We start from the raw sequence: 26,666 nt of genomic DNA, 5'->3' as shown, positions 1-26,666 counted from the left end.
TTAGGGAGATTGCTGAAATTTAATTACCAGAGGCAGGTTATCAGTCTTCCTAATGGGCAAAATTGATCACCTACCCCCTAAGAGGTAACTATTGCTGGCAGAAATGATCCACTAACTGGCCAATCAACTCACGAGTTGGCTCAATAAAGGCCATATCGATAAATTCATCCGGCTGATGGGCCTGATTGATGGAACCTGGCCCCAGCACCAATGTCGGGCAAATTTGCTGGATAAACGGCGCTTCGGTGCAGTAGTTCACCACCGCCGTGCGCTCACCCAGTAATTTTTCGATAACTCCGACCATATGATGATCTGTCGGACATTCATAGCCTGGAATCGGCGGATGCAGTTGGTCAATGCTCAAGCGGCCCGGCCAGCGCGCGCTGACCGGTGCCAGCGCTTCGGTCATCAATTCATCCAGATCACTTAATGTCAGCCCCGGCAATGGACGGATATCCATATGCAATTCACAGCAAGCACAGATACGGTTTGCCGCATCACCCCCATTGATATGGCCGAAATTCATGGTGGGATAAGGAATAGCAAATGCCGGATTGTTATAACGCTCTTGCAGGGTGGTACGCAGCTTCATTAGCTCGGTAATCGATTCATGCATCAAATCAATGGCATTAACACCGCGCGCCGGATCACTGGAATGCCCCGACTGACCGGTAATACGAATCGCATTGGAAATATGCCCTTTATGCGCGCGTACTGGTTGCAGCGATGTTGGCTCACCAATAATGGCAAAGTCAGGGCGTAATTGGGTGGAAGCGGCAAAATAGCGCGCGCCTGCCATCGTCGTCTCTTCATCAGCAGTGGCCAAAATATAGAGCGGCTTGCTCAATGTACTGGCATCAATATCGCGCATCACATCAAGAATAAAGGCAAAGAAGCCTTTCATGTCGGCAGTACCCAGACCATACAATTTATTGTCATGCTCGGTCAGAGTGAAAGGGTCGCGAGTCCAGCGGCCTTCATCAAAAGGCACGGTATCGGTATGGCCTGCCAACAGTAAGCCACCGCGACCTTCTCCGATGCTGGCAAGTAGATTAAATTTGTGGCGTGTATCCGGTACTGGTTGGATTTCGACGCGAAAACCCAGATCAGCAAACCATCCGGCCAGCAAGTTGATTAGCGCCTCATTGCTTTGATCAAGGGCGCTATCGGTTGCACTGATCGATGGCGTGGCGATTAGCGCCTGATACAGCTCAATAAATGGAGGTAATTTCATCTTCACTGTTGACAGCCTTTGGTTAGGGTAGTATCAATATTCATGCATTTATTGTGAATAAAAATACATTAAGCTTGAGCGTAAGGGAACTGAAAAACACCCTTAAATTTACGAAAATGTCAATGCTCAATCATATTGGGGAACAGTAAAACCTTGCTGAGAACCCAACTACTGGTTTTGACTACTTATGTTGTTATACCCATATTCATAATGAGGTATATATCTCGGTAAGAATACTCAGAAGGTATAAACGGAACCCATGTTAAATACGCTAATTGTTGGTGCCAGCGGCTATGCCGGAGCGGAGCTTACGGCTTACCTAAATCGTCACCCACATATGAACATAACCGGTTTAACGGTTTCAGCGCAAAGTGCAGATGCAGGAAAATTACTTTCTGATCTTCATCCGCAACTAAAAGGCATTATTGATCTTCCGCTGCAACCCTTGGTGGATGTGGCTCAAGCGGCAAAAGGCGTTGATGTCGTCTTCCTCGCCACCGCTCATGAGGTCAGCCATGATTTAGCGCCACAATTCCTGGCAGCGGGTTGTGTGGTGTTTGATCTCTCCGGCGCATTCCGGGTGCAGGATGCGGCGTTTTACCGTCAATACTACGGTTTTGAGCATCAACATGCCGATTGGTTGGATAAAGCGGTCTATGGGTTAGCTGAATGGCAAGCCGAAGAAATCAAACTGGCTCAATTGGTAGCGGTGCCTGGTTGTTATCCGACCGCATCCCAACTGGCGCTTAAGCCGTTGGTTGATAATAAATTATTGAATGAAGCACAGTGGCCGGTGATCAACGCGGTCAGTGGTGTCAGTGGTGCGGGGCGTAAAGCCAGCATCGGTAACAGTTTCTGCGAAGTGAGTTTGCAGCCGTATGGTTTGTTTAATCATCGTCATCAGCCGGAAATTGTCGCCCATCTTGGTACGCCAGTGATTTTTACCCCGCACTTGGGGAATTTCGCCCGCGGTATTTTGGCGACCATTACCTGCCGTCTGAATGCGGGTGTGACAGCACAGGATATTGCTCAGGCATACCATAATGCCTATCAGGATAAGCCACTGGTACGGCTGTATAAACAAGGTGTTCCGGCACTGAAAGCGGTGGTCGGGTTACCTTTCTGTGATATCGGTTTCGCTGTGCAAGGTGAGCATTTAATTATTGTCGCAACCGAAGATAACCTGCTGAAAGGCGCGGCGGCCCAGGCCGTGCAGTGCATGAATATACGTTTTGGCTTTGCGGAAACCCAATCCCTGCTGTAAGCAATAAAACGCTAAGCAACAGGGCCGGAACTGACATTTTTATCCAATTATATTGAGGCGAAACATGATGAACCCGTTGGTCATTAAATTAGGTGGCGTGTTGCTAGACAGCGAAGAAGCGCTGGAGCGTCTGTTTACTGCATTGGTGACCTATCGTGAGAAGCATGAGCGCCCGCTGGTGATTATGCACGGTGGTGGCTGTCTGGTAGACGATTTGATGAAAAAACTCGCATTACCGGTGGTGAAGAAAAATGGCCTGCGTGTGACACCAGCAGATCAAATTGACATTATTACCGGCGCATTAGCAGGAACTGCCAACAAAACGTTGCTGGCTTGGGCGGTGAAGCATGATATCAATGCTGTTGGCTTATGTTTAGGCGATGGTAATACCGTGTCGGTCACCCCGCTGGATACTGAGCTGGGGCATGTGGGCAAAGCCGAAGCTGGCTCACCGGCTCTGGTACAAACCTTACTGGCCGCAAATTACATGCCAATCATCAGCTCTATTGGCATTACTAAAGAGGGTAGTCTGATGAATGTAAATGCTGATCAGGCGGCGACGGCTTTGGCGGCGACATTGGCAGCAGATTTAATTTTACTGTCGGATGTCAGCGGGATTTTAGATGGTAAAGGTCAGCGCATTGCTGAAATGACGGCGCAAAAAGCCGAGCAACTCATCGCACAAGGTATTATCACCGATGGCATGGTGGTTAAAGTGAATGCAGCACTGGATGCAGCGCGCACATTGGGCCGCCCGGTAGATATCGCCAGTTGGCGTCATGCAGACCAATTACCTGCATTGTTTAATGGTGAGCCGATCGGTACACGTATTTCGGCCTAATATTATTTACTATAAAGTTAAACCCAAAGTAGTTGGAGTTGCAGGTAGGCAGCAAGTGGACTCATCCCAATGAGCTTACTCAAGTAAGTGATTTGGGTGCGTGAGCGTAGCTAACACCGCTGCGGCTTCAAATACGAAGGGTATTTATTCAGACATTAGGGAAGAAAGATTATGGCATTGTGGGGCGGGCGGTTCAGTCAAGCGGCAGATCAGCGTTTCAAGCAATTTAACGATTCACTGCGGTTTGATTATCGGCTGGCGGAGCAGGATATTATCGGTTCTGTGGCCTGGTCGAAAGCACTGGTCACGGTCGGCGTTTTAACGGCGGCAGAACAGCAACAACTTGAGCAGGCGCTCTCTGTTTTATTAGAGGAAGTTCAGGCCGATCCACAGGCTATTTTGAACAGTGATGCCGAGGATATTCACAGTTGGGTTGAAACCAAACTGATTGATAAAATTGGTGATTTAGGCAAAAAACTGCATACCGGGCGCAGCCGTAACGACCAGGTGGCGACTGACCTAAAGTTGTGGTGTAAATTCCAGATAACCGAATTAAAAACCGCCGTGCAGCAATTACAGCAAGCGCTGGTTATCACTGCCGAAGCCAATCAGGATGCGGTGATGCCGGGTTATACCCATTTGCAGCGCGCCCAACCGGTGACTTTCGCGCACTGGTGTCTGGCTTATGCCGAAATGCTGGCGCGTGATGAAAGTCGCCTGCAAGATACATTGAAACGCTTGGATGTTAGCCCATTAGGTAGCGGCGCACTGGCCGGTACTGCTTATCCGATTGATCGCGAACAACTGGCGAGCTGGTTAGGTTTTGCTTCCGCCACCCGTAATAGTTTGGACAGCGTTTCAGACCGAGATCATGTATTGGAATTACTGTCTGATGCCAGTATCGGCATGGTGCATTTATCCCGTTTTGCTGAAGATCTGATTTTCTTCAACAGCGGTGAAGCGGCTTTCGTCGATTTATCTGATCGTGTTACGTCAGGCTCTTCTCTGATGCCACAGAAGAAAAATCCGGATGCACTGGAATTAATCCGTGGAAAATGTGGCCGCGTACAAGGTGCATTGACCGGGATGATGATGACGCTAAAAGGCTTGCCTCTGGCTTATAACAAAGACATGCAGGAAGACAAAGAAGGGCTGTTTGATGCGCTCGATACTTGGCTCGATTGCCTGCATATGGCAGCGCTGGTGTTAGATGGTATTCAGGTAAAACGCCCACGTTGTAAAGAGGCAGCGGAACAAGGTTATGCCAACGCCACCGAACTGGCGGACTATCTGGTCGCTAAGGGCATACCGTTTCGCGAAGCGCATCATATTGTCGGTGAAGCGGTGGTTGAAGCAATTCGTCTGGGTAAAGCGCTGGAAGCATTATCGCTGGCCGATTTACAAAAATTCAGTCCGGTGATTGGTGATGATGTCTATCCGATTCTGGCTCTGCAATCTTGTCTGGATAAACGGGCTGCTAAAGGTGGTGTTTCACCACAGCAGGTCGCTTTAGCCATTGCTGAAGCGAAAATACGGCTGTCTTAGTTCGTCGGGTATTAATATTGGGAACGGGCTACTTTTATAGTGGCCCGTTTTAACTATAAAGGTAGTTAAAATAATTTTTTTGTTACTTTTCTGACTCTTCTATTTTTAATCACGTTACAGTAATGATTATTTACTGATTTGTTTATTACTATTAAAACCAATATTTTCAGGATTATAAGGTTTTTATTTTAATATCACGTTGAGTTTGTACCCCTTAATGATTATGATAAGCATTATCAACTGCTGGCGTTGTAGTGAAACCTCTACTAAGATTAAAAATAAATTTGTCTCCCTATGGGAAATAGTCATAATTCTATTTTCCTCACACGTTACTTTATTCATTAATAAAGTGGCAGGGCGGCTATTGTATTTATAATTGCACTTGTTTTTACTAAAAAACGTAACTAATTACGTTAATAGAGATTTTCACATTCTACAATTAACCAACGCCTCGGATTGTTCAGGATTGATTTTATTACTGGCTGCTGCAAGGTATGCCATTCAAGTAATATTATACAGTTAACTGGTTAATTATATTCCTAAGGATGAAATCTCATAAATGGATAATACAGGTAGAGATAAAAGAAGAATAATAGTCTCAATGAATAAGGTTGCAATAGGTATATTATTAGCACTGGCAGCACAAGGGTATTCAGGGAGGGTGTTTGCGGAGATAACGGCAGCAGCAACATCAGTAGTACCTGCTGAGAGTGATGTGGTGTTAGATCCACTCAAAGTTGAGGGGAGCGGTAACTATCATGATGATGATTGGGTCTATGATGAACCGCGTTCGGTCAGTGAAATTACCCGAGAGCAGTTGGATAATCGCCCCGCCCGCCATGCGGCAGATATACTGGAACAGACCTCCGGCGTCTATTCCAGCGTCAGTCAGCAAGACCCTGCGCTTTCAGTGAATATCCGTGGCATACAAGATTATGGCCGCGTCAATATGAATATTGATGGTATGCGTCAGAATTTTATGAAAAGTGGTCATGGTCAGCGCCACGGTGTGATGTATATCGACCCGGAAATATTGAGTAATGTCGTGATTGAAAAAGGGGCCACCAGTGGTATTGGTGGTGCCGGTGTCATTGGTGGGGTCGCCACCTTTAATACCATTAATGCCAGCGACTTCCTTGAACCGGGAAAAGAACTCGGTGGACAATTACGTGCCATGACCGGCGATAACGGCACTAATTTTATTGGCAGTGCTGCATTGGCTCTGGGTAATGAATATGGCGATATATTCATCGCCGCTAGCGAGCGAAATTTAAGCGATTATTGGCCGGGTAATAAAGGGACGTTAGGTGATATTCGTTTTGGTAGCGGCGCAGATATATTTACTTACGATATTACGAATAATAAAGTGGCATTTACCAATTATAAAATGTTGTCGCAACTGGTCAAGCTGGGCTGGAATTTGCCTGCTGATCAACGATTGGAACTCAGCTATCTGCAAACTAAAATACACAGCCCTAATGCCGGTTTTTTGACTGATATAAAAGAGGGTCCACGAAAAGGCAGACGTGGTTGGGTAAGTAGCAGTGTTAGTGATGTGATGAATCGCAATATTGGGCTGGATTATAGCCTCAAGCCGGAGCATATTACCTGGCTGGATGCGACGGCAAAAATCTATTACGTTGATACCGACGATAAAACTGATACTCATAATGCCAGTGTAGTCTTCCGCAGAAAGTTTTGGACGCAAACCCGCTTAACCACCCGTGGTTTACAACTACAAAACACCAGTTTATTTACCCTCGCCGACCACCATCAATTACAAATTAAATATGGCTTTGAGTGGTTTAGTGACCGCTCCACTGGCAAATCAACCCATAAATCGATGTTTGACCACGAATCAAAACTTGGTATCACCCCACCCGGTAAACGCACCATTACCAGCACCTTTGCCCAACTTAACTACAATTATGACGACTGGCTGCGGTTGGAAGGTGGCCTGCGTTACGATCAATTCCATTTACAAGGCGATACCTGGATGTTGACGAGTGGGTTCCGCGCCGCTTATAACAGTGAAAATCCGTGCAACAAAAAGATACATGAGCAATCTGAAACGATACAAACGCGCTGTTCATCCAACGTTCATCAAAAAATGACCTGGCAGGTGGATCGCCGTGAACAGCAGCTTTCACCCACGCTGGCCATCGGCATCAAACCCGCGGTGCAATGGCTGGAGTTTTTTGCCAACTACGGTAAATCCTGGCGGCCACCGGCGATTACTGAGGTACTGGCTACTGGCAGCGCACATGGCCACGGCTGGATTCTGCCCAATCCTTTTTTGGCGGCAGAGCATTCCAAAGCCTGGGAAGCAGGTATTAATATCCAACAAAGCAATCTGTTTAGTGAAGAAGATCGCCTGGTCGCCAAACTGGCCTACTTTGATACCCGCGTCACTGATTATATCAATCTTGAGTTATCCAAAATAAAACCACGGCGAGGCGGAAGTTCTTTTGCTAATGCCACTTATATTAATAATTTATTAGCGACCCGATTTCGCGGTCTGGAATATCAATTAAGTTATGATATGGGGGTGTTTTATACCAATTTAAATTATACCAGAATGATTGGTATCAATACTATTTGTTCAAAAAAAGCTTGGTTAGGGGGGGTGCAGAAATCTGGATATAATAAACGGGGTGTGTATATTGTTGAGAATAATAAGATAAATGATCTGATTGATTGCCGTGCGACAAGTAGTTTATTTAGCTCTTCTGCTTATTTACCCGGTGATCGCGGTAGTTTAACTTTGGGTGGAAGAATTTTTGATAAAAAGCTGGATTTCGGCACTGTTATTCGCTATAACAAAGGTCATCAAGATCGCTCAGTTATTAATAAATATGGCGGAGTCAATACCGCTTATGTTGCAGATTGGCCCAAGTACACTCTATTTGATCTCTATGCCAGTTATAAGCTGACGAATAATTTTATCTTGCGAAGCTCAATAGAAAATATAACTAATCGTGCATATTTGGTCAGTTACGGTGATTCACTTTCATTTGCACCTAATCGTGGTAGAACTATTCAGGGTGGTTTTGAATATAAATTTTAGTTATTAATATTAAAACAGCATGGGTAAATATGCTAAATATTAGTATTTAATTTTAATATTCAGGTTGAGTTATAACTTCACCTGTAGTCGCGGTGACTCAATGATGAGTCATATAATTGTTGTTAACAATAAGGAAATTTATGATGACAGTAAACTCAAATATGATGACAGTAAGTATTAAATATAATAGCCAATACGCTGATGATACTTTGACTTCTTATACCCAGCAATGGGCAGCCAGAAATGGTGATATAAGAGAGGCTCAAGATAAGGGATTCGTCAAGCAGTATGGGGATTTCTTTGGTGGACTGGGTTTTAATGGTACTCAATATGCCGTTATCAGTTCCCACCAGACAGGTACGGCAATGGTTGTAACTGGTGATTTACACTACTCATTTATGTTCGATCATACTTTCTACGGCAAGATAACAAGCTTGCAGTTGGGTGAATCCTTGAGCGATAATCCAGAGGGGGGCAAACAGCTTGACCAAGTGGAAGTAGAATTTGTCGGCTTAGATATTACTGGTGAATATAACTCTGCCCAGACTAAAGAGCAGAACCATCAGGGTGATATGCATAAAACAACTTATGGCTTGATGTGTGGTAATCCAACTCCATTCTTGGAAATACTTCAGGCTAAAGGTATTGAGGTAAATACCCCACTTAAAGATATGGCGATTGCCAGCCAGTTCGAGGTTATGGCATCAGATGCACCAATGATTGATATCGTTGGGATAGCTGAAAGCAGCTATATGCTGACGCCGATAGCTGCTTAAGTAAGATGACCGGAAAAGGATTTTCTGGTTAGCTCTGGCTGTTGTGTAATAAGTGTTAGTGTGTTTGTAATATTTAGTGTAAGTGCGCCACCGCTGTACTCTGGTCACATTATGATTACGGCGGTGGTTCATGACGGTTCATATCAAAATAATATATTCAAGCATTAATTAAATTGTCCAAGCGAGATTATTAAATTACTTTCAGATGGATATGGATTAACAATAACTCATATCGTTAATTAAAAGGATTTTAATATGATAGTCACTATTAAATATCAGGAGAAATTTAAAGATGAAACTATTTCTTCTTATGCCCAGCAGTGGACCACTGATTTTGGTGATATAGTTCAGCAATCATGTGAATGTCAATATGATATTTACTCGGCAGGCCCTAATTACCCTAATGCTGGCGTTAAGTTAGCTATTCAAAAAAATAGCCATTCTCAAACTCAAAGCAGTAAAACAGCCATCGTGATGGAATCTAAGGGAATTAAATCTGCCGAGATTATGAAATCGAAAGGAATTGACGTATTTGAAGATTCCCCCCTGATTCCAGGAAATGAAGGTTTAGAGTTTGGTGATAGTTTAATTGCTATTTCTGATGTCGGTATTGCAGATCCTGAGTCTCATCAGCTCCAGCTTCAGAATGTACAGCTTAAATTTAGTGGGATAGATATTTCAAATGATATTGATGTGTCGAATATCGAGATATTTTATGCAATGTTGATGGATGATAACCATCAAGGCAACCCTAATCTTAGTATTTACAATTTACTAAGAGGCAATGCTTTACCTCTACTCGAGGTCCTTAAATCTCAAGGTGTTGATGTAAATACACCGCTTAAGGATATGGCGATAGCCAGCCAGTTTGACGTTATTTCTGATGCACCAATCATTGATACTTTAGGTTCAACTGTGGGGAGCGAGATATTATTAGGCGTTTAATTAATTACTGACTTAAAGATAAGTCATCGTCAATTAAAGGGATGTTAATATGACAATAACTATTAAGTATCATGAAAAAATAGCTAATGAAACACTCACTTCTTATACCAGCCAGTGGGCCACTAATTTTGGTAACATTCTTTGGACGACCGAAGTTGATTACACATTTAATGCTTCTGGTTACTCTATTCCACCTGCGGATAGCATAAAATATGTCGCTGCAAGTACCCATCATAATCAGGCCGCGAGTAACGCTGCAATAGTGGTAGCACTTAAAAAAGTTGAAGAGAATGACCAACAACCCACTGCGGGTATCAGCGTCAGTTTGGAGTTCGGCGAAGCGTTGGTTCCTATTGTTAATGATGGCATGAGTAAACAACCACATCAGCTTCTATTGCAGCAAGTACAATTGGATATCAGTGGCTTAGATATTCGGGCTGATGTTGAAAGTTCTATGCCTACCCTGGATTATGCCTTATGGCAGGATATTTACTATCAGGGAGGTAATGAACTGGGAATATATAATTTGTTAAAAGGTAACGCGAACCCGCTACTCAATATTCTGAAAGCCCAAGGCATTAATGTGGATACACCACTAAAAAACATGGTAATTGCCAGCCAGTTGGAGATGACTACCGATACGCCAGTTATTGATACTGTCGGCATGGATAACAGTGATATGTTGTTAGTTGCCTAATTTATAATAGCATCAGTCTTTGAATTTTAAATATAAGCGTATTCAAGTGAAGATGAAAGTTCACTTGGTAGTTAATATGACTCAATGATGAGTCATAGTGTAATGGTCAATTAAAAGGATATTATTATGACAATAACTATCAAATATGATAAATCAATTAAAGATGAAACTATCTCTACCTATACTCATCAGTGGGCCACTGATTTTGGTGATCTGATTGAGGTTGCTCATACTACCAGATATTACGGTACTTTTTCTGGTAGTCTTGATTATAATAATAGAATCATCTCTGCTGAATTTGAAAGCCCCATTGAGGGTAGCAATACAGCCATAATTTTTAGCGGAACTTTATTTGGTAGCGATGGAGGCGCTATTTATAAAGAGAATTATATTCAATCTCTGGAATTTGGTGCGTCGGTGATACCAGCTAATGCGGGTAACACTAATGAGGCTAAACAGCTTGAGCAGGTACAACTGAAATTTGAAGGCTTAAATATTGAAGGCGACTTTGGTTATTCACTGTGTTCGATATCCCGTGCATTGAATTCTGACCCCGGTAAGCCCTATCAGGGCGGAATAGATCATGGCACATACAGCTTGATAAGAGGTAAAGCAGGTGCGATGTTGGAACACCTTAAGGCTCAAGGTATTGATGTGGATATACCGCTTAAAGATTTAGCGATTGCCAGCCAGTTCGCCAGCAGTGAGGTTATTACTGATGTGCCAATACCGGTGATTGATACGGTTGGTGTGGTTGATAACAGTGACATATCGTTAGTTGCTTAATTTTCTATATAATCAGTCTGTTAAATATAAAGATGTTCAAGTGAATCGAATAATTCACTTGGTAGTCAATACGACTCAATGATGAGTTATAGCGTAATCGTCAATTAAAAGGATATTATTATGACAGTGACTATCGAATTTCATGAAAATATAAAAGATGAAACTATTGCATCATATAGCCAAAAATGGCTGGATAGTTTTATTCAGCCGACTGAAACAGGCCGTCATTTTGTCAATACTTATTATAATGACGCTGTAAGGGGGCAGTACAAACAATACTCTAATGTTAATAGTGCAAGTACTGGGGATAATACAGGGATAATTCTTAGCGGTGAGATTAACTTTCTACTGTGTCACATGACTCACTATGGCAAGATAGAAAGTCTGGAGTTTGGTGCTGGCGGGGTTACTCAGCATGAAGGTAATGAAAATGTACTCACAAAACAACTGGTAGAGCCGCAATTAAAAATAAACGAATTAAACATTGTCGCTGAGTATGATTATTTAAAATCAACCACCGAAAATCAGCAGAACATCATACATCAGTTTATATCCAGTTTGAAAAATAAAAATGGGACTACTGATGAAATCTTGTTGGAGGCTCTTGCCGCCCAAGGTATTGATATAAATATACCACTCAAAGATATGGCGATTGCCAGCCAGTTTGATGCTATTGCTGATGTGCCTGTCATTGATACTGTAGGGGCAACTGACGGGAGTGACTCATTATTAGCTGCATAATAAAGGTGACCAGAAAATGATTTTCTGGTTGTATAAACAATACCACCGCTGCTCTATTACTTACCCACTACAGCGGTGGTTACGTGGTTATTTATCTGAAAATAAAATTGTCCTGAAAATTATTGTGTTCTGGTGAATAAAACAATTCTCACAAGTGAAAGTCAGCCACGATAGTTTTTATAATAATACTGCTTTCAGTATGGAAATGGATATCATGGAATCAAGTAAAAACGCCAGTTCTTCATTGGTATCACCAACACTTATTTCGGCTCTGGCTCATCATAAGAAAAGCCTTTGGGGCATCGGCTTATTTACTGCTGTCATCAATTTGCTGATGCTGGCACCGGCTATTTATATGCTGCAAGTTTATGACCGTGTTCTGGCTTCGGCAAATACTATGACGTTACTAATGCTAACTATTCTTGTGCTAGCCATATTTGCATTTATTGGTTTATTAGAATGGGTGCGCAGCGCCGTGGTTATCCGTTTGGGAACACGTATTGATATGAAATTGAATCAGCAGGTTTTTAATGCGGCATTTGCTTCTAACCTCAATGGACAAAAAGTGCAGGCTGCGCAAGCATTGAACGACCTGACCACTCTGCGGCAGTTTGCGACTGGCAATGCTCTGTTCGCTTTCTTTGATGCCCCGTGGTTCCCATTCTATTTGCTGGTCATCTTTATTCTTCACCCCTGGCTTGGTGTATTGGCGGGGCTGGGCGCGGTTCTACTGGTTTTCCTTGCCTGGATCAACCATGTGATATGCAAAAAACCATTGAAGGAAGCCTCAACCATCACCTCACAAGCGACGCAACAGGCGAATGCGAATCTGCGAAACGCGGATGCCATTCAAGCGATGGGGATGCTAAAAGCGTTGCGTGAGCGCTGGTTGAAGCAGCATTCACATTTTCTCTACCAGCAAAATATTGCCAGCGATAAAAGTAGCCGGGTGACGGCGTTATCTAAATCCAGCCGTCAGGCGTTGCAATCCATGATGCTAGGGCTGGGAGCGCTGCTGGTAATCGATGGGGCGATTACCGCTGGCGTGATGATTGCTGGTTCTATCTTGGTTGGCCGGGTGCTCGGGCCAATTGACCAGCTCATTGCGGTGTGGAAACAGTGGAGCCACACGCGGTTGGCTTACCAACGTCTCTCATCTCTGCTAGCGCAACACCCTCTGCCCGTGACCGGTATGATTCTGCCGCCGCCTCAGGGGAGATTGAGCGTGACACAACTTACCGTTTGCAAGCCGGGCACGCATACCCCGGTTCTGCAATCTATCAACTTTGAACTGCAACCGGGTGATGTTCTGGGGGTGTTGGGGCCGTCAGGCAGTGGTAAAACCACGCTGGCAAAACTGTTAGTCGCGAGCCAAACCGCGTTCAGTGGTTCGGTTCGTCTGGACAGCGCGGATCTTTCTCAGTGGGATAAAAGTCATTTAGGGGAATTTATTGGTTACCTGCCCCAAGATATCCAGCTATTTCGTGGCTCGATCGCTGAAAATATTGCGCGTTTTGGCCCGATTGATACTGCAAAAGTTATCGCGGCCGCACAACGGGCTGATGTGCATAATTTGATTCTACATCTGCCACAAGGCTATGACACCCCGTTAGGGGATGACGGCGAGGGACTATCTGGGGGGCAGCGGCAGCGAATTGCATTGGCGCGGGCCATGTATGGTATGCCACGGCTTATCGTGCTTGATGAACCCAATGCCAGTCTGGATAAAATTGGCGAAGACGCCTTATTAGCCAGTATCAGCCAATTAAAACAGCAAGGCAGTACCATTGTGATGGTAACCCATAAACCAGAACTGTTATCGGGTAGCGATTATTTGCTGTTTTTGAAAAATGGCCAAATGGAGTTATTCGGTAGCACTCAAACGATATTGCAAAGCTCTCAGACTAAAGCTAAGGCGGTAGCTCCTGCTGAGGCCACGCGTAAAACGTGGGGGAGCGGCATGTCATATGGTGTTGCCCCCATCCGCACTGCATCACAAAAATCATAATCATAAAAACCACGGACGGAGATAAATGATGTTACCTGATTCAGGTCATTCGACACCCCAGCAGCGAAGGGCACCTCGGCTTCAGACCAATAGTGCGGCTTACCTCAGTCTTGGCGGTGTCATGGTTTTGGCGGGTTTTGTGGGTTTTTTACTTTGGGCAGGTTTGGCACCGTTGGATAAAGGGATTGCCGTGATGGGAAAGGTGGTGGTCGCGGAAAACCGCAAAGTGATCCAGTCGCTGCAAGGGGGGCGAATCCAGCAGTTACATGTCGTGGAGGGGGATGAGGTTATTGCGGGTCAGTTACTGATTACACTGGATGATACGGTGATACGTAACCAGCGGGATAATCTACAGCATCAGTATCTGAGTGCGTTGGCACAGGAAACCCGTTTAGCCGCGGAGCAGAATGAACTGGCTGAAATTAGTTTCCCTCAGATATTGCTCGATCATCCTGAGCACTCTTTGGTTGAGCGTAACATTGTGTTGCAGCGGCAGCTTTTCCAGCATCGCCGTCAGGCTCAACTAAGCGAGATCGCCCGATTATCTGCACAAATTACTCGATACCAGGATCGGCTCAAGGGTTTGCAGGTGATGCGGAGTAATAATCAGCGCCAATCCGACTTATTCCAACGCCAACTACAAGGTATCCAATTGCTGGCGAAAAACGGTCATGTTGCCAAAAATCAGTTGCTGGATATGGAGCGTCAGGCCATTTCACTACATGCACAGATAGATCAGGACACCAGTGATATTGCGGAGACTCATAAGCTGATCGATGAAACTGAGCAACATATTTCACAGCGACATGAGCAATATCAAAGTGAAAACCGCGAGCAATTGGCTAAAGCGCAGCAAAGTACACAAGAGTTCGCCCAGCGTTTGAGCATTACGGAATATGAATTGGAGAATACTCGTCTCTATGCACCGGTCAGCGGGGTCGTCATCGCGCTTGCCCAGCATACCATTGGGGGCGTGGTCAGTACCGGGCAGACATTAATGGAGTTGGTTCCCAGTGGGCAGCCGTTATTAATTGAAGCCCAGTTACCCGTTGAGCTAATTGACAAGGTGGCGGTGGGCTTACCCGTCGATCTGAATTTTTCTGCTTTTAATCAGAGTAATACCCCTAAATTGCAGGGTTCTGTTTTACATGTTGGCGCTGACCGCATCCAGCATCCACAGACCTTGCAGCCCTACTATCCTCTCACCGTCGCGATTGATATCGCTCAAACTGCACTGGCAATTCGCCCTGGTATGTCTGTCGATGTTTTCATTCGTACCGGCGAGCGCTCGCTGCTCAATTATCTGTTTAAACCTCTAACTGATCGTTTGCATATGGCATTAGCTGAAGAGTAGGAATCCAGGTTAGCGTGTTTAATTTGATTGAAATATAAAGGAATTCAGTGATTTTATTGATGAACAGATTACTACGAAACAGTAGCAACATTAGGCTTTGGTGGGGGAGTGCATTCTGCACTGGGGGAGTTCATATCTATTTACTTTGGTTGCTGAGTGCACCCTTTGTACCCGTTATCCTAACAGAAGATCTCCCTGCTGCTGTGATGCTGATGTTGTCGAGCGACCCCGAGTTTACCCCTAATTCTCAGCAAACTCCTGCTGTGGGGCTATCTCAGGATTTTAGTGAGCCAGAGATTGAACAACAGGAAAGCCAGCCAGAAGAGGTGAACGACTCTCTCACTGCGCCAGAACAGCCTGATGCGCTATTGATTGTTGCTAAAAAAGAGCCGATAAAGGCTGACCGCCCTCAACAGGAAGCGGTGAAAGCGCGCAAACCGGTGGTTGAGAAAAAACAGCAGAATCCGAGTAAGCCATCTCCCCCCGCAGTGGCAAGCAGCGCTACGCTGTCAGGTGAAAGTCACCACGTTGCCGCTGCGGTAAACAGCGATTCAACGCACAATCGGCAGGCTAAAATAAACTGGAGAAACCGTCTACAAGGGCACCTACTAGACTTCAAACGTTATCCACCGGGTGCCAGAAAGCAGCGCAGGCAGGGGTCAGCGACTGTTCGTTTTGTGGTCAATAAAGATGGGCATGTTCTTTCGGTTCAACTGATTAATAGTAGCGGAACCGCGATTTTGGATCGCGAGGCACTGGCTACCGTTCAGCGCGCCCAACCTTTGCCTAAACCGCCCGCCGAGATGTTAACGCACGGGCAAGTGAAAATAACCTTACCGATTGATTTTAATATTAAAAATACACGCTGAGAGTGTTTTCTGGTTTTACTAAACAGAGGGCTTTCGCAACGACGCCATAAATACGTTCATGTAGGTTCGCGCCGCGCCATCCTTGGCGCGGGCGCTTTACTCCCCGCCTATCTTCACCTTGCAAGACTGATTCGCCGTGAGCGGGTATAAAACCCGGTCTGGTCAGTCAGAAATGCCAGTTCGCCGGATTATTCACCTGGGCAACGTAGGCAGCGTTCAGCTTCATCAGCACCTAATCGTAATTTGGACTGCAAATCGCGCAGCGCAGTACGTAAACCCTCCTCAATCACCGGATGGTAAAACGGCATATCCAACATTTGATCGACCGTCATTTGTTGCTGATGCGCCCATGCCAGTAGGTGCGCGATATGCTCAGCACCTGGCCCCATCATTTCAGCGCCAAGGAAACGGCCGGTACCTTGTTCACCGTAAACTCGCAAAATACCTTTATTTTTCAGCATGACACGCGAGCGGCCCTGATCTTCAAAAGAGACTTCACCAATCTCAAAGCACCCGCAGGCACTGAATTTTTGTGCCAATTCGCGGAAAGTGGAGCCTACCATTGCCATTTGCGGATCAGAAAACACCACGGAAATTGGGCTGCGGCGTAAACCGGGTACGACTTCGGGGAATCCACCGGCATTCACACCGGCAATACGAGCCTGATCGCTGGCTTCATGCAATAACGGCAATTGGTTGCTGGCATCACCGGCAATAAAGATATGTGGCACGCTGGTTTGCATCGTCAACCGGTCAGCTTGCGGCACACCGCGCTCATCAAGGGTCAGTGAGGTATTTTCCAGACCTAACTTATCCACATTTGGGCGGCGACCGGTGGCGGCCAGAACGTAATCCACCATAATCTCTTGTGATTTATCGGCTTTATCCCGATAACGGATAAAGACTTTGTCCCCTTCGCGCTGCATGATTTCAACGTTCACATCGGGATCAAGATAGAACTCTTCACCCAGCGTTTTTGCTGCGTAATTGCGTACAATGCTGTCGGTCAGAGGGCCAACACCACCACCAACACCGAACATTTTGACTTGAACGCCTAACCGATGCAGTGCCTGACCCAGTTCCAACCCGATAACGCCGGGGCCGAAAATAGCCACTGATTCTGGCAGCTCATCCCAGTTAAAGACATCATCGTTGACAATCAGACGGTCACCCAGCTCATTCCAGGCGGCGGGCCAGCTTGGGCGAGAACCGGTAGCAATCACAATGCGCTGTGCAATAATGCGTGTATTATCATCAATTTGTAGAGTGTTATCATCAATAAAACGGGCATACCCCTTAATTTTGTCAGTAGCAGGGATGTTATCGACACCTTCCAATACAAAACCGACAAAACGGTCACGCTCGCGTTTTACGCGATCCATTACTTCACCGCCATCAATCTTGGTACTGCCTTGTGGGTGAATACCGAACTCGTGGGCTTTTTCAATCTGATGCGCCGCTTCAGCCGCCGCAATCAGTAGTTTGGATGGCATACAACCGACACGGGCACAGGTAGTACCGTACTCGCCGCCTTCAATCATTACCACGCTAGGGGTTGATAGTTTGGCAGCGCGATAAGCGCCAAGCCCAGCGGTGCCGCCGCCAATCACGGCGACATCAACGTTTAAGGTTTTCATGTCTGCTCCATAACAGGAAAAAAAGGTAGGCCGAAGCCTACCAAGTTAAATCACTATATTTTCATTCTATTAATATTATTAAGCTGATAAGTAATTCTCTAAATCATCACTACCACCAATGTGGCGGCCACCGATAAACACTTGTGGTACGGTTCCACGGCCTGTCACTGCGCGCAGGCTGACGGTAGTTGCATCTTTACCCAGCACGATCTCTTCATACTGAATCCCACGTTCTTGCAACATCTGTTTTGCTTTGGTGCAGAATGGGCAGCCCGGTTTAGTAAAGACAGATACAGATTCCTGTACTTTAAAATCAGGGGCCAGATACTTCAGCATGGTATCGGCATCGGATACTTCAAACGGGTCGCCTGGCTTATTTGGCTCAACAAACATTTTCTCAACCACGCCGTTACGCACCAGCATGGAGTAGCGCCATGAGCGTGGCCCAAAGCCCAGATCAGCTTTTTCAACCAGCATGTTCATGCCTTTGGTGAATTCGCCATTACCGTCAGGAATAAAGGTGATATTTTCAGCATGTTGGTCAGACTTCCAGGCATTCATCACGAAAGTATCATTGACGGAGACACACAAAATGCTATCAACACCGTGCTGTTTAAATACACCGGCCAGCTCGTTATAACGCGGCAGATGGCTGGAGGAACAAGTTGGGGTAAAGGCACCCGGCAGTGAGAAAACAATCACTGTTTTGTTGCTAAATAGCTCGTCGGTGGTTACGTCAACCCACTGGTCGCCCTGACGGGTATGGAATGTCACCTGTGGGATTTTTTTACCTTCTTGGCGGGTAAACATCTGTAACTCCTTAATTGAAAAATGAAATATTCAGATTCTTCTGGGTATCGTTTCGTTGGGACACATTATTCATTTTATCACTTGATAGTTCTAATCACTGATTGCTATCTTATCTATCGTCAATGGCTATCATAAAGCGGAGCACCGATGAATATTCGTGATTTAGAATACCTGGTGGCGCTGGCTGAATTCAGGCATTTCCGGCGTGCCGCCGACTCTTGCCACGTCAGCCAACCCACATTAAGCGGCCAGATTCGCAAGTTGGAAGATGAACTGGGCGTGATGTTGTTAGAGCGAACCAGCCGTAAAGTACTGTTTACTCAAGCCGGGTTATTGCTGGTGGAGCAAGCCAGAACCGTCTTGCGCGAAGTGAAAGTGCTTAAAGAGATGGCCAGCTTGCAGGGCGAAAGTATGTCTGGCCCGTTGCATATTGGGCTTATTCCTACCGTCGGGCCTTATTTGTTACCGCAAATCATCCCTATGCTGCATCGGGCCTTCCCGAAATTGGAGATGTACCTGCATGAAGCACAAACGCAGAATCTTTTGGCTCAGTTAGACAGCGGTAAACTCGATTGCGCTATTCTGGCGCTGGTCAAAGAGACAGAAGCCTTTATCGAAGTCCCACTCTTTGATGAGCCGATGAGCCTGGCTATTTATGCCGATCATCCGTGGGCGGATCGTGAGCGGGTGCAAATGCACGAACTGGCGGGCGAGAAGCTATTGATGCTGGAAGACGGCCACTGCTTGCGCGATCAGGCGATGGGCTTTTGTTTTCAGGCCGGTGCTGATGAAGATACCCATTTCCGCGCCACAAGTCTGGAAACTCTGCGCAATATGGTCGCAGCCGGGAGCGGCATTACTCTGCTGCCATCGCTGGCGGTGCCGAATGAAAGAAAGCGTGACGGTGTATGTTATCTGGAGTGCTACAAACCTGTGCCTAAACGTACTATTGCATTGGTGTATCGCCCCGGTTCCCCACTGCGTGGCCGCTATGAGCAACTGGCCGAGGCGATACGTGAACACATGCAACCGCGCATGAGCCAGGCCGCTATAACTGAAACGTTAGAACAAGCGGTTTAAGCCATTGAGTGCTGCCACTCGGTAGGCTTCAGCCATCGTCGGGTAGTTGAAGGTAGTATTGACGAAATATTCGAGAGTATTACCTTCACCTTTTTGCTCCATGATGGCCTGACCGATGTGGATAATCTCTGCCGCACGTTCGCCAAAGCAATGAATACCCAGAATCTGCTTGGTTTCCCGATGGAACAGGATTTTTAAGCTGCCAGTATTCATCCCGACGATTTGTGCTCGCGCCAGATGCTTAAACTGCGCACGGCCCACTTCGTAAGGCACTTTCATCGCTGTCAGATCCTGCTCGGTTTTACCGACCGAACTGATTTCAGGAATGGTGTAAATACCGGTTGGAATATCTTCAATCAGGTGAGTATTCGCTTCACCTTTGATCATCGCTTGTGCCGCAATTCGCCCTTGGTCGTAAGCCGCAGAGGCCAGACTTGGGTAGCCAATCACATCCCCAACCGCATACACATGGGAAAGCGCTGTCTGATACATGCTGTTGACCTTCAACAGACCGCGGCTATCCGCTTCCAGCCCAATCTTTTCCAAGCCTAAGCCACTGGTATTACCGGTGCGTCCATTGGCATACAGCAAACAATCCGCTTTGACCTTTTTGCCTGATTTCAGATGGACAATAACTCCGTCAACCGTCCCTTCAATTTGCTCAAACTCTTCGTTATGGCGGATAACCACGCCGTTATTCCAGAAGTGATAAGAGAGGGCATCTGACATTTCCTGATCGAGGAACGCCAGCAGACGGTCGCGGGTATTGATTAAATCAACTTTGACACTCAAGCCACGGAAAATGGAAGCATATTCGCAGCCAATCACTCCGGCGCCATAGATAATGACATGCTGTGGTTCATGGCTGAGTTGCAAGATGGTATCACTGTCGTAAATACGTTCGTGGGTAAAATCAACGTTTGCTGGGCGATAGGGGCGTGAACCGGTGGCAATCACGATGTTGTCAGCGCGCAATGTATCGCTGGTGCCGTCGGCATAACGCACATTGATGGTATTGGCATCTATAAAACTGGCATCACCGGAGAACATCTGGCAGTGATTGCGATCGTAAAAGCCTTGACGCATACGGGTTTGCTGGTTAATAACGCGGTCCGCATGGTTTAAAATATCAGCGAAAGAAGAACTGATGGTTCGGGCATTGTCGCTGTAAAGTGGGTTTTGATTGAATTCAATAATTCGGCTAACGGCGTGGCGTAAAGCTTTGGATGGGATGGTGCCCCAATGGGTACATCCGCCGCCCACATTGTTGTACCGTTCGATCACGGCAACGCGGGCACCTTGCTTGACCAACCCCATAGCGGCACCTTCACCGCCAGGACCCGAGCCAATAACAATGGCATCAAAATGGGAGTGCTGTTGCATGTAGGAGAGACCTATTTTTATACAAAATTACAACGCGATATTAACATTGTCCCGACTATAACCCAACCAACAATAGGTAAATCATCGTGATGTGTACTGTAAAGCCACAATTCAGTGTTGTGAAAATGCGGTTGTATAACGGTTGTTACTATAAAGTTTGGTATATTGTTGACTATATGTCTTAGATTGAGAGTTTGGATATCCCTTGGGTACGATTATGGGCGTCAGAGCACAACAGAAAGAGCGGACTCGTCGTTCCCTTATCGAGGCGGCGTTTAGCCAATTGAGCGCGGAACGGAGTTTTGCCAGCCTGAGTCTGCGCGAAGTCTCTCGTGAGGCGGGTATTGCGCCGACTTCTTTTTACCGGCATTTTCGAGATGTTGACGAACTTGGCCTGACAATGGTCGATGAAAGCGGCCTGATGTTGCGCCAACTGATGCGTCAGGCTCGTCAACGGATTGCCAAGGGCGGCAGCGTTATTCGCACGTCAGTATCCACCTTTATGGAATTCATTGGCAATAATCCTAATGCATTTCGCTTGTTGCTCCGTGAGCGTTCCGGGACTTCAGCGGCTTTCCGTGCGGCGGTTGCGCGTGAAATTCAGCATTTTATCGCTGAACTGGCAGATTATCTCGAACTGGAGAATCACATGCCGCGCAGTTTCACCGAGGCGCAAGCAGAGGCGATGGTCACCATTGTCTTCAGTGCGGGTGCAGAAGCGCTGGACGTTGATGCCGAACAACGGCGGCAGTTAGAGGAACGGCTGGTGTTACAACTGCGGATGATCTCGAAGGGAGCGTATTATTGGTATCGTCGCGAGCAGGAGAAGCTCGCTGCATCCCGCGTTTAATAAGGTAAGGAAAATATGGAACAATCTTGCTCTAAAAAACAATCTTTCTCGGAAAAACAACCTCACCGCGAAATGGGCACGTTGCTACTGGCACTAATTACGGGGTTGGCAATAAACGGTTCATTTAACGTGTTATTCAGCGCCTTTGTGCCTTTTTCTATTTTTCCGCTGCTGACATTAATATTGGCAATCTATTGCCTGCATCAGCGCTACCTTAATTTTGCTATGCCGCAAGGGATACCGGTGCTGGCATCGGCGTGTTTTCTGCTCGGGATCTTGCTCTACAGCGCGATTGTTCGGGTTGAGCATCCAGCGATGGGTTCTAACTTTGTCCCTTCGATCCTCAGTGTCGTGTTGGTGTTCTGGATCATCTTCAAACTAAAAACCCGTAAATCGGCACAGACTGAGGTGGACACCGGGTGTTCGGATAATCCACCGTCGTAATGACTTAAAAACGGTCTGTTTCAGAAAGCGATATACCATCATCATGACAAAGGGCAACAGAGCGTTGCCCTTTGGTATTTTAGCTTCCCGTCAGTCGCGTTTTTCCAGCAATACCCCGCACTCCATATGATGGGTATAAGGGAACTGATCAAATAGCGCTAACCGGCTGATTTTATGTGTGTGCTGTAACTGTTCCAGATTGGCGCACAGCGTTTCTAGGTTACAGGAGATATAAAGAATACGCGGGTAACCTTGTACCATTTTGAGCGTTTCGTCATCCAGCCCACTGCGTGGTGGATCGACAAAAATGGTTTCGCAGTTATAACTGCTCAGATCAATACCTTTCAAGCGGTTAAACTCGCGTATCCCTTGCATCGCTTGGGTGAATTCTTCAGCCGACATACGGATAATCTGCACGTTATCGATATTATTAGCCGAAATATTATATTGTGCTGCTGCCACCGACGGTTTGGCAATTTCTGTTGCCAGTACCCGTTCAAAGTTACGCGCCAGCGCCAGTGAGAAATTGCCGTTACCGCAGTATAACTCTAGCAAATCACCGCTGGCGTTCTGGGTAACATCAATTGCCCATTCCAGCATATGGATATTCACCGCAGCATTAGGTTGGGTAAAGCTATTCTCTACCTGACGGTAGATCATATCGCGCCCGGCAACCGGCAGCACTTCATCTATATAGTCGTGATCCAACATGATCTTAGTTTTTGCTGCCCGCCCGATTAATTGCACGTCAAAGCCTTGCGCCCGTAGCTGATCGCGTAACACCAGCGCCTTCTGTTGCCACTCCTCATCTAATTGGCGGTGATACAGTAAAGAAGCTATCAGCTTGCCGCTCATCGTCGATAAATAATCAATCTGGAACAGTTTTCGTCGTAACAGAGGCTCCGCACGAATAGCGGTCATCAGTACGCTCATCAAACTATTGATCAGCAAATTCGCTACCGGAAACTGCTCAACCCGGATGCGTTGTTTGGTCTGCTGGTCAAACATGATGTGGTACAGATCGTCTTCATCATGCCAAACCCGAAACTCGGCTCTCATGCGGTAATGTTCTACCGGAGAACGGAATATTTCCGCAGCAGGAGCCTGGAACGGCGACATCATCGCCTGAAGACGGGCAGATTTTTCTGCCAGTTGTTGGTCGTAGCTGTCGGTCGGCAGGATGTCGGGCGTCATGTTTCTTCTCGTCTGGGCATTATAAGAAAGGGTTACTGTTGCGGATTGTAGGGAAAGTGGGAGTGATGTCCAGTTTTGTCGTATTTATTCAGCGTAACAATAATGGAAGTCTAGACATCTATTTTACTTGATCGTAGCATTGCGGTCCGGCCTCATGCTGTTACTTAAACACTTAAGAGTTAAAAGGGAATCCGGTGTAAATCCGGAGCTGACGCGCAGCGGTAAGGGGAAGTCACGGCGATAGGTTTCAACCAGACACTGTCCGTAAGGATGGGAAGTCATCGCCCGCTCTGTTTTATTCATAGTCAGATAACAGAGATCCCAAGCCCGAAAACCTGCCGGTATAACGTCGCAATATTCGTGGTCGTCGCGTACTACCGGCCACGGCACTGCGGCATCCGCTAATTAAGCTTGGATGCTTTTCTAATGACAATTAAAAAATATACGCTGTTCACAGCCCTTTCTGTGACAGCCTTTTCTGGATGGGCGCAGGACAGCACCGCAACAAGTAATAAAGATGAAATGGTGGTTACCGCCAGCCGATTCAAACAACCGGTTTCTACCGTGTTGGCACCCACCGATATTGTTACTCGCGACGATATTGACCGCTGGCAGGCAAAAAGCCTCAATGAAGTGATGCGCCGGTTGCCTGGCGTTGATATAGCGCAAACCGGGGGATTAGGCCAAGGTTCTTCTATGTATATCCGTGGCACTGAAGCCCGTCATGTGCTGGTATTAATTGACGGTATTCCCCTTGCGCGTACCGGTATTGTCAATACTGTTAACTTCAATCAAATCCCTATCTCTTTGGTGCAACGGGTTGAATATATCCGTGGGCCACGTTCTGCGGTATATGGTTCGGGTGCCATTGGTGGTGTCATTAACGTCATAACCCAGACAGATCAAGAGGGCGCACAGATTAATGCGGGCGTTGGTTCTAAAGGTTACCAGCAATATGACGGCAGCGTTCGCCAACGCTTTGGTGATACTTTAGCGACGATAGCGGGCGGCTATCAAACCACCAACGGTTTTAATATCAAACCCGACTCACCTAATCCAGTGGATAGCGATCGGGACGGTTTTCGTAATAAAAATTTTTGGGCCGGGCTAGAGCATCAGTTCAACCAAGATATATCCGGTTTCGTCAGAGGCTATGGTTACACCAACAATACTGATTACGATGTGGGCAGCATTTCCTCCCCTGCTGACAGTGGCGATGAGGAGCGGTTCTATAACCACACCTATGATGCTGGGCTACGTTATGCTGCGGGGGCTTTCTCCTCTCAATTAATCGGTAGCTATCAGAAATACAAAGATTATAACTATAGCAGCCAATATGGGCGTTATGGCGTGGCGACTACGCTGGACGATATGGACCAACGTAATGTGCAATGGGGTAACACTTACAGCTTTGAAAGTGGGACGCTGAGCGGGGGACTCGACTGGCAGCAACAGCGTTTGACCTCATCGAGCCAGACTATCTCTGATACTTATAAACGCGATAACACCGGTTTATATCTCAGCGGGCAGCAGAAATTTGATAACGTGACGCTAGAAGCCTCTGGCCGTGCAGACAAAGATGAGCAATTTGGCTGGCATGAAACATGGCAAACAGCGGCAGGCTGGGAGTTTGTTCCCGACTATCGCGCGACGGTGTCTTATGGCACGGGATTCCTGGCACCCTCCTTGGGTCAGCAGTATGGCTCGCAGCGCTTTGACATCATATCCAACAGTGACCTTAAGCCGGAAGAATCTCGCCAATGGGAAGCGGGCTTGGAAGGGCTGACTGGGCCACTTGATTGGCGTTTGTCTGCTTATCGCTACAAAATTGAAAACTTGATCGATTACTTCCCCGACCCAAATACTTACAAAAGGCAGTATTACAATGTTGATTCGGCAACAATAAAAGGGGTTGAATGGACGGGCAACTTCGATACCGGCATTTTCAATCATCAGGTCACATTACAATATATGGACCCACGTAATGATAAGAATAACGAAGTATTAGCCCGCCGTTCTAAACAGCAAGCCAAGTATCAGTTGGATTGGACGATGTTCAAACTGGATATGGATGTTTCGTATCAATATTACGGTAAACGCTATGACAATAGTACCTCTGCTTATAGCTCGACTCAGCGTGAATTGCCGAGTTATAGCACGGTAGATGTTTCAGCGGCTTATCCGGTTACTTCTCATCTAACAGTTCGTGGTAGAATTGCTAACCTGTTTGATAAAGATTACGAAACGGCTTATGGCTATAAAACCGCTGGACGAGAGTATTACCTCACAGGAAGTTACAACTTCTAAGGCCGATACTGCTCCTCGCCCGACAGCGCTGATTTTCGATTCAGGTGTTGGTGGGCTGTCTGTCTATCAGGAGATTCGGCAATTGCTGCCGGATCTCCACTATATATATGCTTTCGACAACGTCGCGTTTCCTTATGGGGAAAAGTCGGGCGAATTCATCATTGAGCGGGTAGTGGAAATTGTCACTGCCGTACAGCAGCGCCATCCGTTGGCAATTGTGGTCATCGCCTGTAACACCGCCAGCACCGTCTCCCTTCCTGCTTTACGTGAGCGTTTTGCTTTCCCTGTTGTCGGTGTGGTCCCTGCTATCAAACCGGCGGTGCGGCTAACCCGTAATGGCGTGGTCGGTTTACTGGCGACCCGTGGCACAGTTCATGCTTCTTATACTCGTGATTTGATCGAGCGCTTTGCGACTGATTGTAAGATTGAGTTACTGGGATCATCTGAGCTGGTGGAGCTGGCGGAAACCAAGTTGCATGGTGGTGTTGTTCCGCAGGAAGCATTAAAGAAAATCCTTCATCCGTGGCTTGCTATGCGTGAACCGCCAGATACCATCGTTTTAGGTTGCACCCATTTCCCTCTATTAACTGAAGAGTTAGCGCAAGTGTTGCCAGAAGGCACCCGAATGGTCGATTCTGGTGCAGCAATTGCCCGCCGTACCGCCTGGCTTATCTCTTCTCAAGAAAATGTCGTTTCTTCTCAGGATGAGAACATCGCTTATTGCATGGCATTGAACGCGGATACTGATGCTTTATTGCCCGTATTACAGGGGTATGGCTTTCCAACGCTGGAAAAACTGCCAATTTAACGGCGTTTTGACTAAAGATTCAGCGG

General features: G+C 46.5%; 22 protein-coding genes and 1 riboswitch. Of the genes, 17 read left to right on the top strand and 5 right to left on the bottom strand.

What is annotated here, in order from left to right; all coding sequences use genetic code 11:
* Window positions 1-88 precede the first annotated feature (88 nt).
* Window positions 89-1,234, bottom strand: a complete 1,146-nt coding sequence (gene argE, locus YALDO0001_RS15990; protein ID WP_004704573.1) for an acetylornithine deacetylase — start codon at window positions 1,232-1,234, stop codon at window positions 89-91.
* 259 nt (window positions 1,235-1,493) lie between these two features.
* On the opposite strand from argE, the gene argC reads away from it, so the two are divergent.
* The 12 genes from argC to YALDO0001_RS15930 all read left to right on the top strand — a co-directional run bounded on the left by argC (window position 1,494) and on the right by YALDO0001_RS15930 (window position 16,127).
* Window positions 1,494-2,498, top strand: a complete 1,005-nt coding sequence (gene argC / locus YALDO0001_RS15985; protein WP_004704572.1) for an N-acetyl-gamma-glutamyl-phosphate reductase — start codon at window positions 1,494-1,496, stop codon at window positions 2,496-2,498.
* Window positions 2,499-2,562: 64 nt separating this feature from the next.
* On the top strand, window positions 2,563-3,339 hold the full coding sequence (gene argB / locus YALDO0001_RS15980) for an acetylglutamate kinase (protein WP_004704571.1): 777 nt from the start codon (window positions 2,563-2,565) through the stop codon (window positions 3,337-3,339).
* A 171-nt stretch (window positions 3,340-3,510) separates the two neighbouring features.
* Window positions 3,511-4,884 (top strand): argininosuccinate lyase, encoded by a 1,374-nt coding sequence (gene argH, locus YALDO0001_RS15975; protein ID WP_004704570.1) that lies wholly within the window; start codon window positions 3,511-3,513, stop codon window positions 4,882-4,884.
* A 559-nt stretch (window positions 4,885-5,443) separates the two neighbouring features.
* Window positions 5,444-7,951 carry a TonB-dependent hemoglobin/transferrin/lactoferrin family receptor gene (locus tag YALDO0001_RS15970; RefSeq protein WP_042840283.1) on the top strand — a complete coding sequence of 836 codons (2,508 nt, stop codon included), beginning with the start codon at window positions 5,444-5,446 and terminating at the stop codon, window positions 7,949-7,951.
* A gap of 164 nt (window positions 7,952-8,115) precedes the next feature.
* Window positions 8,116-8,727: a heme acquisition protein HasA gene (locus YALDO0001_RS15965; protein ID WP_042548603.1), complete on the top strand. Its 612-nt coding sequence runs from the start codon at window positions 8,116-8,118 to the stop codon at window positions 8,725-8,727.
* Between the two features lie 255 nt (window positions 8,728-8,982).
* Complete coding sequence (locus YALDO0001_RS15960) at window positions 8,983-9,672, top strand: heme acquisition protein HasA (protein ID WP_004704567.1); 690 nt, start codon at window positions 8,983-8,985, stop codon at window positions 9,670-9,672.
* A 49-nt stretch (window positions 9,673-9,721) separates the two neighbouring features.
* Entirely contained in the window at window positions 9,722-10,369 is a 648-nt protein-coding gene (locus YALDO0001_RS15955) for a heme acquisition protein HasA (RefSeq protein ID WP_004704566.1), read from the top strand.
* A 126-nt stretch (window positions 10,370-10,495) separates the two neighbouring features.
* Window positions 10,496-11,155 (top strand): heme acquisition protein HasA, encoded by a 660-nt coding sequence (locus tag YALDO0001_RS15950; protein ID WP_004704565.1) that lies wholly within the window; start codon window positions 10,496-10,498, stop codon window positions 11,153-11,155.
* Between the two features lie 120 nt (window positions 11,156-11,275).
* The gene (locus YALDO0001_RS15945; protein WP_004704564.1) at window positions 11,276-11,896 is read left to right on the top strand and encodes a heme acquisition protein HasA; all 621 of its coding nucleotides are present in this window, start codon (window positions 11,276-11,278) and stop codon (window positions 11,894-11,896) included.
* Window positions 11,897-12,110: 214 nt separating this feature from the next.
* Window positions 12,111-13,904, top strand: coding sequence for a type I secretion system permease/ATPase (locus YALDO0001_RS15940; protein ID WP_042840294.1), 1,794 nt, complete (start codon window positions 12,111-12,113; stop codon window positions 13,902-13,904).
* 28 nt (window positions 13,905-13,932) lie between these two features.
* Window positions 13,933-15,258 carry an HlyD family type I secretion periplasmic adaptor subunit gene (locus tag YALDO0001_RS15935; RefSeq protein ID WP_042840281.1) on the top strand — a complete coding sequence of 442 codons (1,326 nt, stop codon included), beginning with the start codon at window positions 13,933-13,935 and terminating at the stop codon, window positions 15,256-15,258.
* 59 nt (window positions 15,259-15,317) lie between these two features.
* Entirely contained in the window at window positions 15,318-16,127 is an 810-nt protein-coding gene (locus YALDO0001_RS15930) for an energy transducer TonB (protein ID WP_042548601.1), read from the top strand.
* A gap of 188 nt (window positions 16,128-16,315) precedes the next feature.
* On the opposite strand, the gene YALDO0001_RS15925 is transcribed toward YALDO0001_RS15930, so the two are convergent.
* Both YALDO0001_RS15925 and YALDO0001_RS15920 read right to left on the bottom strand, forming a co-directional pair.
* Entirely contained in the window at window positions 16,316-17,764 is a 1,449-nt protein-coding gene (locus tag YALDO0001_RS15925) for a dihydrolipoyl dehydrogenase (RefSeq protein WP_004704559.1), read from the bottom strand.
* Window positions 17,765-17,842: 78 nt separating this feature from the next.
* The gene (locus YALDO0001_RS15920) at window positions 17,843-18,574 is read right to left on the bottom strand and encodes a glutathione peroxidase (protein WP_004704558.1); all 732 of its coding nucleotides are present in this window, start codon (window positions 18,572-18,574) and stop codon (window positions 17,843-17,845) included.
* Window positions 18,575-18,721: 147 nt separating this feature from the next.
* On the opposite strand from YALDO0001_RS15920, the gene oxyR reads away from it, so the two are divergent.
* Entirely contained in the window at window positions 18,722-19,654 is a 933-nt protein-coding gene (gene oxyR, locus YALDO0001_RS15915; protein WP_042547251.1) for a DNA-binding transcriptional regulator OxyR, read from the top strand.
* Here oxyR and sthA read toward each other — a convergent pair.
* On the bottom strand, window positions 19,637-21,037 hold the full coding sequence (gene sthA / locus YALDO0001_RS15910; protein ID WP_004704557.1) for a Si-specific NAD(P)(+) transhydrogenase: 1,401 nt from the start codon (window positions 21,035-21,037) through the stop codon (window positions 19,637-19,639). The two genes, oxyR and sthA, sit on opposite strands and share 18 nt — an antisense overlap.
* Before the next feature lie 217 nt (window positions 21,038-21,254).
* Between sthA and fabR the strand changes: the two genes are divergently transcribed.
* Together fabR and YALDO0001_RS15900 are read left to right on the top strand one after the other, a co-directional pair.
* Window positions 21,255-21,887, top strand: a complete 633-nt coding sequence (gene fabR / locus YALDO0001_RS15905; RefSeq protein ID WP_004704556.1) for an HTH-type transcriptional repressor FabR — start codon at window positions 21,255-21,257, stop codon at window positions 21,885-21,887.
* Between the two features lie 15 nt (window positions 21,888-21,902).
* Window positions 21,903-22,331, top strand: a complete 429-nt coding sequence (locus YALDO0001_RS15900; RefSeq protein ID WP_004704555.1) for a YijD family membrane protein — start codon at window positions 21,903-21,905, stop codon at window positions 22,329-22,331.
* Window positions 22,332-22,421: 90 nt separating this feature from the next.
* Here the strand turns inward: YALDO0001_RS15900 and trmA are convergent, their stop codons facing one another.
* Window positions 22,422-23,525, bottom strand: coding sequence for a tRNA (uridine(54)-C5)-methyltransferase TrmA (trmA, locus tag YALDO0001_RS15895; protein ID WP_004704554.1), 1,104 nt, complete (start codon window positions 23,523-23,525; stop codon window positions 22,422-22,424).
* Between the two features lie 130 nt (window positions 23,526-23,655).
* Window positions 23,656-23,882: riboswitch (cobalamin riboswitch) on the top strand.
* Window positions 23,883-23,951: 69 nt separating this feature from the next.
* On the opposite strand from trmA, the gene btuB reads away from it, so the two are divergent.
* Together btuB and murI are read left to right on the top strand one after the other, a co-directional pair.
* On the top strand, window positions 23,952-25,832 hold the full coding sequence (gene btuB, locus YALDO0001_RS15890) for a TonB-dependent vitamin B12 receptor BtuB (protein ID WP_042840280.1): 1,881 nt from the start codon (window positions 23,952-23,954) through the stop codon (window positions 25,830-25,832).
* Entirely contained in the window at window positions 25,777-26,640 is an 864-nt protein-coding gene (murI, locus tag YALDO0001_RS15885) for a glutamate racemase (protein WP_042840279.1), read from the top strand. The genes btuB and murI overlap by 56 nt, the downstream gene beginning before the upstream one ends.
* Window positions 26,641-26,666: the final 26 nt, after the last annotated feature.

Source organism: Yersinia aldovae ATCC 35236 (assembly GCF_000173735.1).
GTDB lineage: Bacteria > Pseudomonadota > Gammaproteobacteria > Enterobacterales > Enterobacteriaceae > Yersinia > Yersinia aldovae.
Note: the sequence above shows the minus strand (reverse complement) of the source record. Positions and strands in the feature narration are given on the sequence as shown.

Bases quoted from the DNA above. Each gene is read 5' to 3' on its own strand.
- argE (WP_004704573.1), bottom strand. From the start codon at position 1,234: ATGAAATTACCTCCATTTATTGAGCTGTATCAGGCGCTAATCGCCACG.
- argC (WP_004704572.1), top strand. From the start codon at position 1,494: ATGTTAAATACGCTAATTGTTGGTGCCAGCGGCTATGCCGGAGCGGAG.
- argB (WP_004704571.1), top strand. From the start codon at position 2,563: ATGATGAACCCGTTGGTCATTAAATTAGGTGGCGTGTTGCTAGACAGC.
- argH (WP_004704570.1), top strand. From the start codon at position 3,511: ATGGCATTGTGGGGCGGGCGGTTCAGTCAAGCGGCAGATCAGCGTTTC.
- YALDO0001_RS15970 (WP_042840283.1), top strand. From the start codon at position 5,444: ATGGATAATACAGGTAGAGATAAAAGAAGAATAATAGTCTCAATGAAT.
- YALDO0001_RS15965 (WP_042548603.1), top strand. From the start codon at position 8,116: ATGACAGTAAGTATTAAATATAATAGCCAATACGCTGATGATACTTTG.
- YALDO0001_RS15960 (WP_004704567.1), top strand. From the start codon at position 8,983: ATGATAGTCACTATTAAATATCAGGAGAAATTTAAAGATGAAACTATT.
- YALDO0001_RS15955 (WP_004704566.1), top strand. From the start codon at position 9,722: ATGACAATAACTATTAAGTATCATGAAAAAATAGCTAATGAAACACTC.
- YALDO0001_RS15950 (WP_004704565.1), top strand. From the start codon at position 10,496: ATGACAATAACTATCAAATATGATAAATCAATTAAAGATGAAACTATC.
- YALDO0001_RS15945 (WP_004704564.1), top strand. From the start codon at position 11,276: ATGACAGTGACTATCGAATTTCATGAAAATATAAAAGATGAAACTATT.
- YALDO0001_RS15940 (WP_042840294.1), top strand. From the start codon at position 12,111: ATGGAATCAAGTAAAAACGCCAGTTCTTCATTGGTATCACCAACACTT.
- YALDO0001_RS15935 (WP_042840281.1), top strand. From the start codon at position 13,933: ATGTTACCTGATTCAGGTCATTCGACACCCCAGCAGCGAAGGGCACCT.
- YALDO0001_RS15930 (WP_042548601.1), top strand. From the start codon at position 15,318: ATGAACAGATTACTACGAAACAGTAGCAACATTAGGCTTTGGTGGGGG.
- YALDO0001_RS15925 (WP_004704559.1), bottom strand. From the start codon at position 17,764: ATGAAAACCTTAAACGTTGATGTCGCCGTGATTGGCGGCGGCACCGCT.
- YALDO0001_RS15920 (WP_004704558.1), bottom strand. From the start codon at position 18,574: ATGTTTACCCGCCAAGAAGGTAAAAAAATCCCACAGGTGACATTCCAT.
- oxyR (WP_042547251.1), top strand. From the start codon at position 18,722: ATGAATATTCGTGATTTAGAATACCTGGTGGCGCTGGCTGAATTCAGG.
- sthA (WP_004704557.1), bottom strand. From the start codon at position 21,037: ATGCAACAGCACTCCCATTTTGATGCCATTGTTATTGGCTCGGGTCCT.
- fabR (WP_004704556.1), top strand. From the start codon at position 21,255: ATGGGCGTCAGAGCACAACAGAAAGAGCGGACTCGTCGTTCCCTTATC.
- YALDO0001_RS15900 (WP_004704555.1), top strand. From the start codon at position 21,903: ATGGAACAATCTTGCTCTAAAAAACAATCTTTCTCGGAAAAACAACCT.
- trmA (WP_004704554.1), bottom strand. From the start codon at position 23,525: ATGACGCCCGACATCCTGCCGACCGACAGCTACGACCAACAACTGGCA.
- btuB (WP_042840280.1), top strand. From the start codon at position 23,952: ATGACAATTAAAAAATATACGCTGTTCACAGCCCTTTCTGTGACAGCC.
- murI (WP_042840279.1), top strand. From the start codon at position 25,777: ATGGCTATAAAACCGCTGGACGAGAGTATTACCTCACAGGAAGTTACA.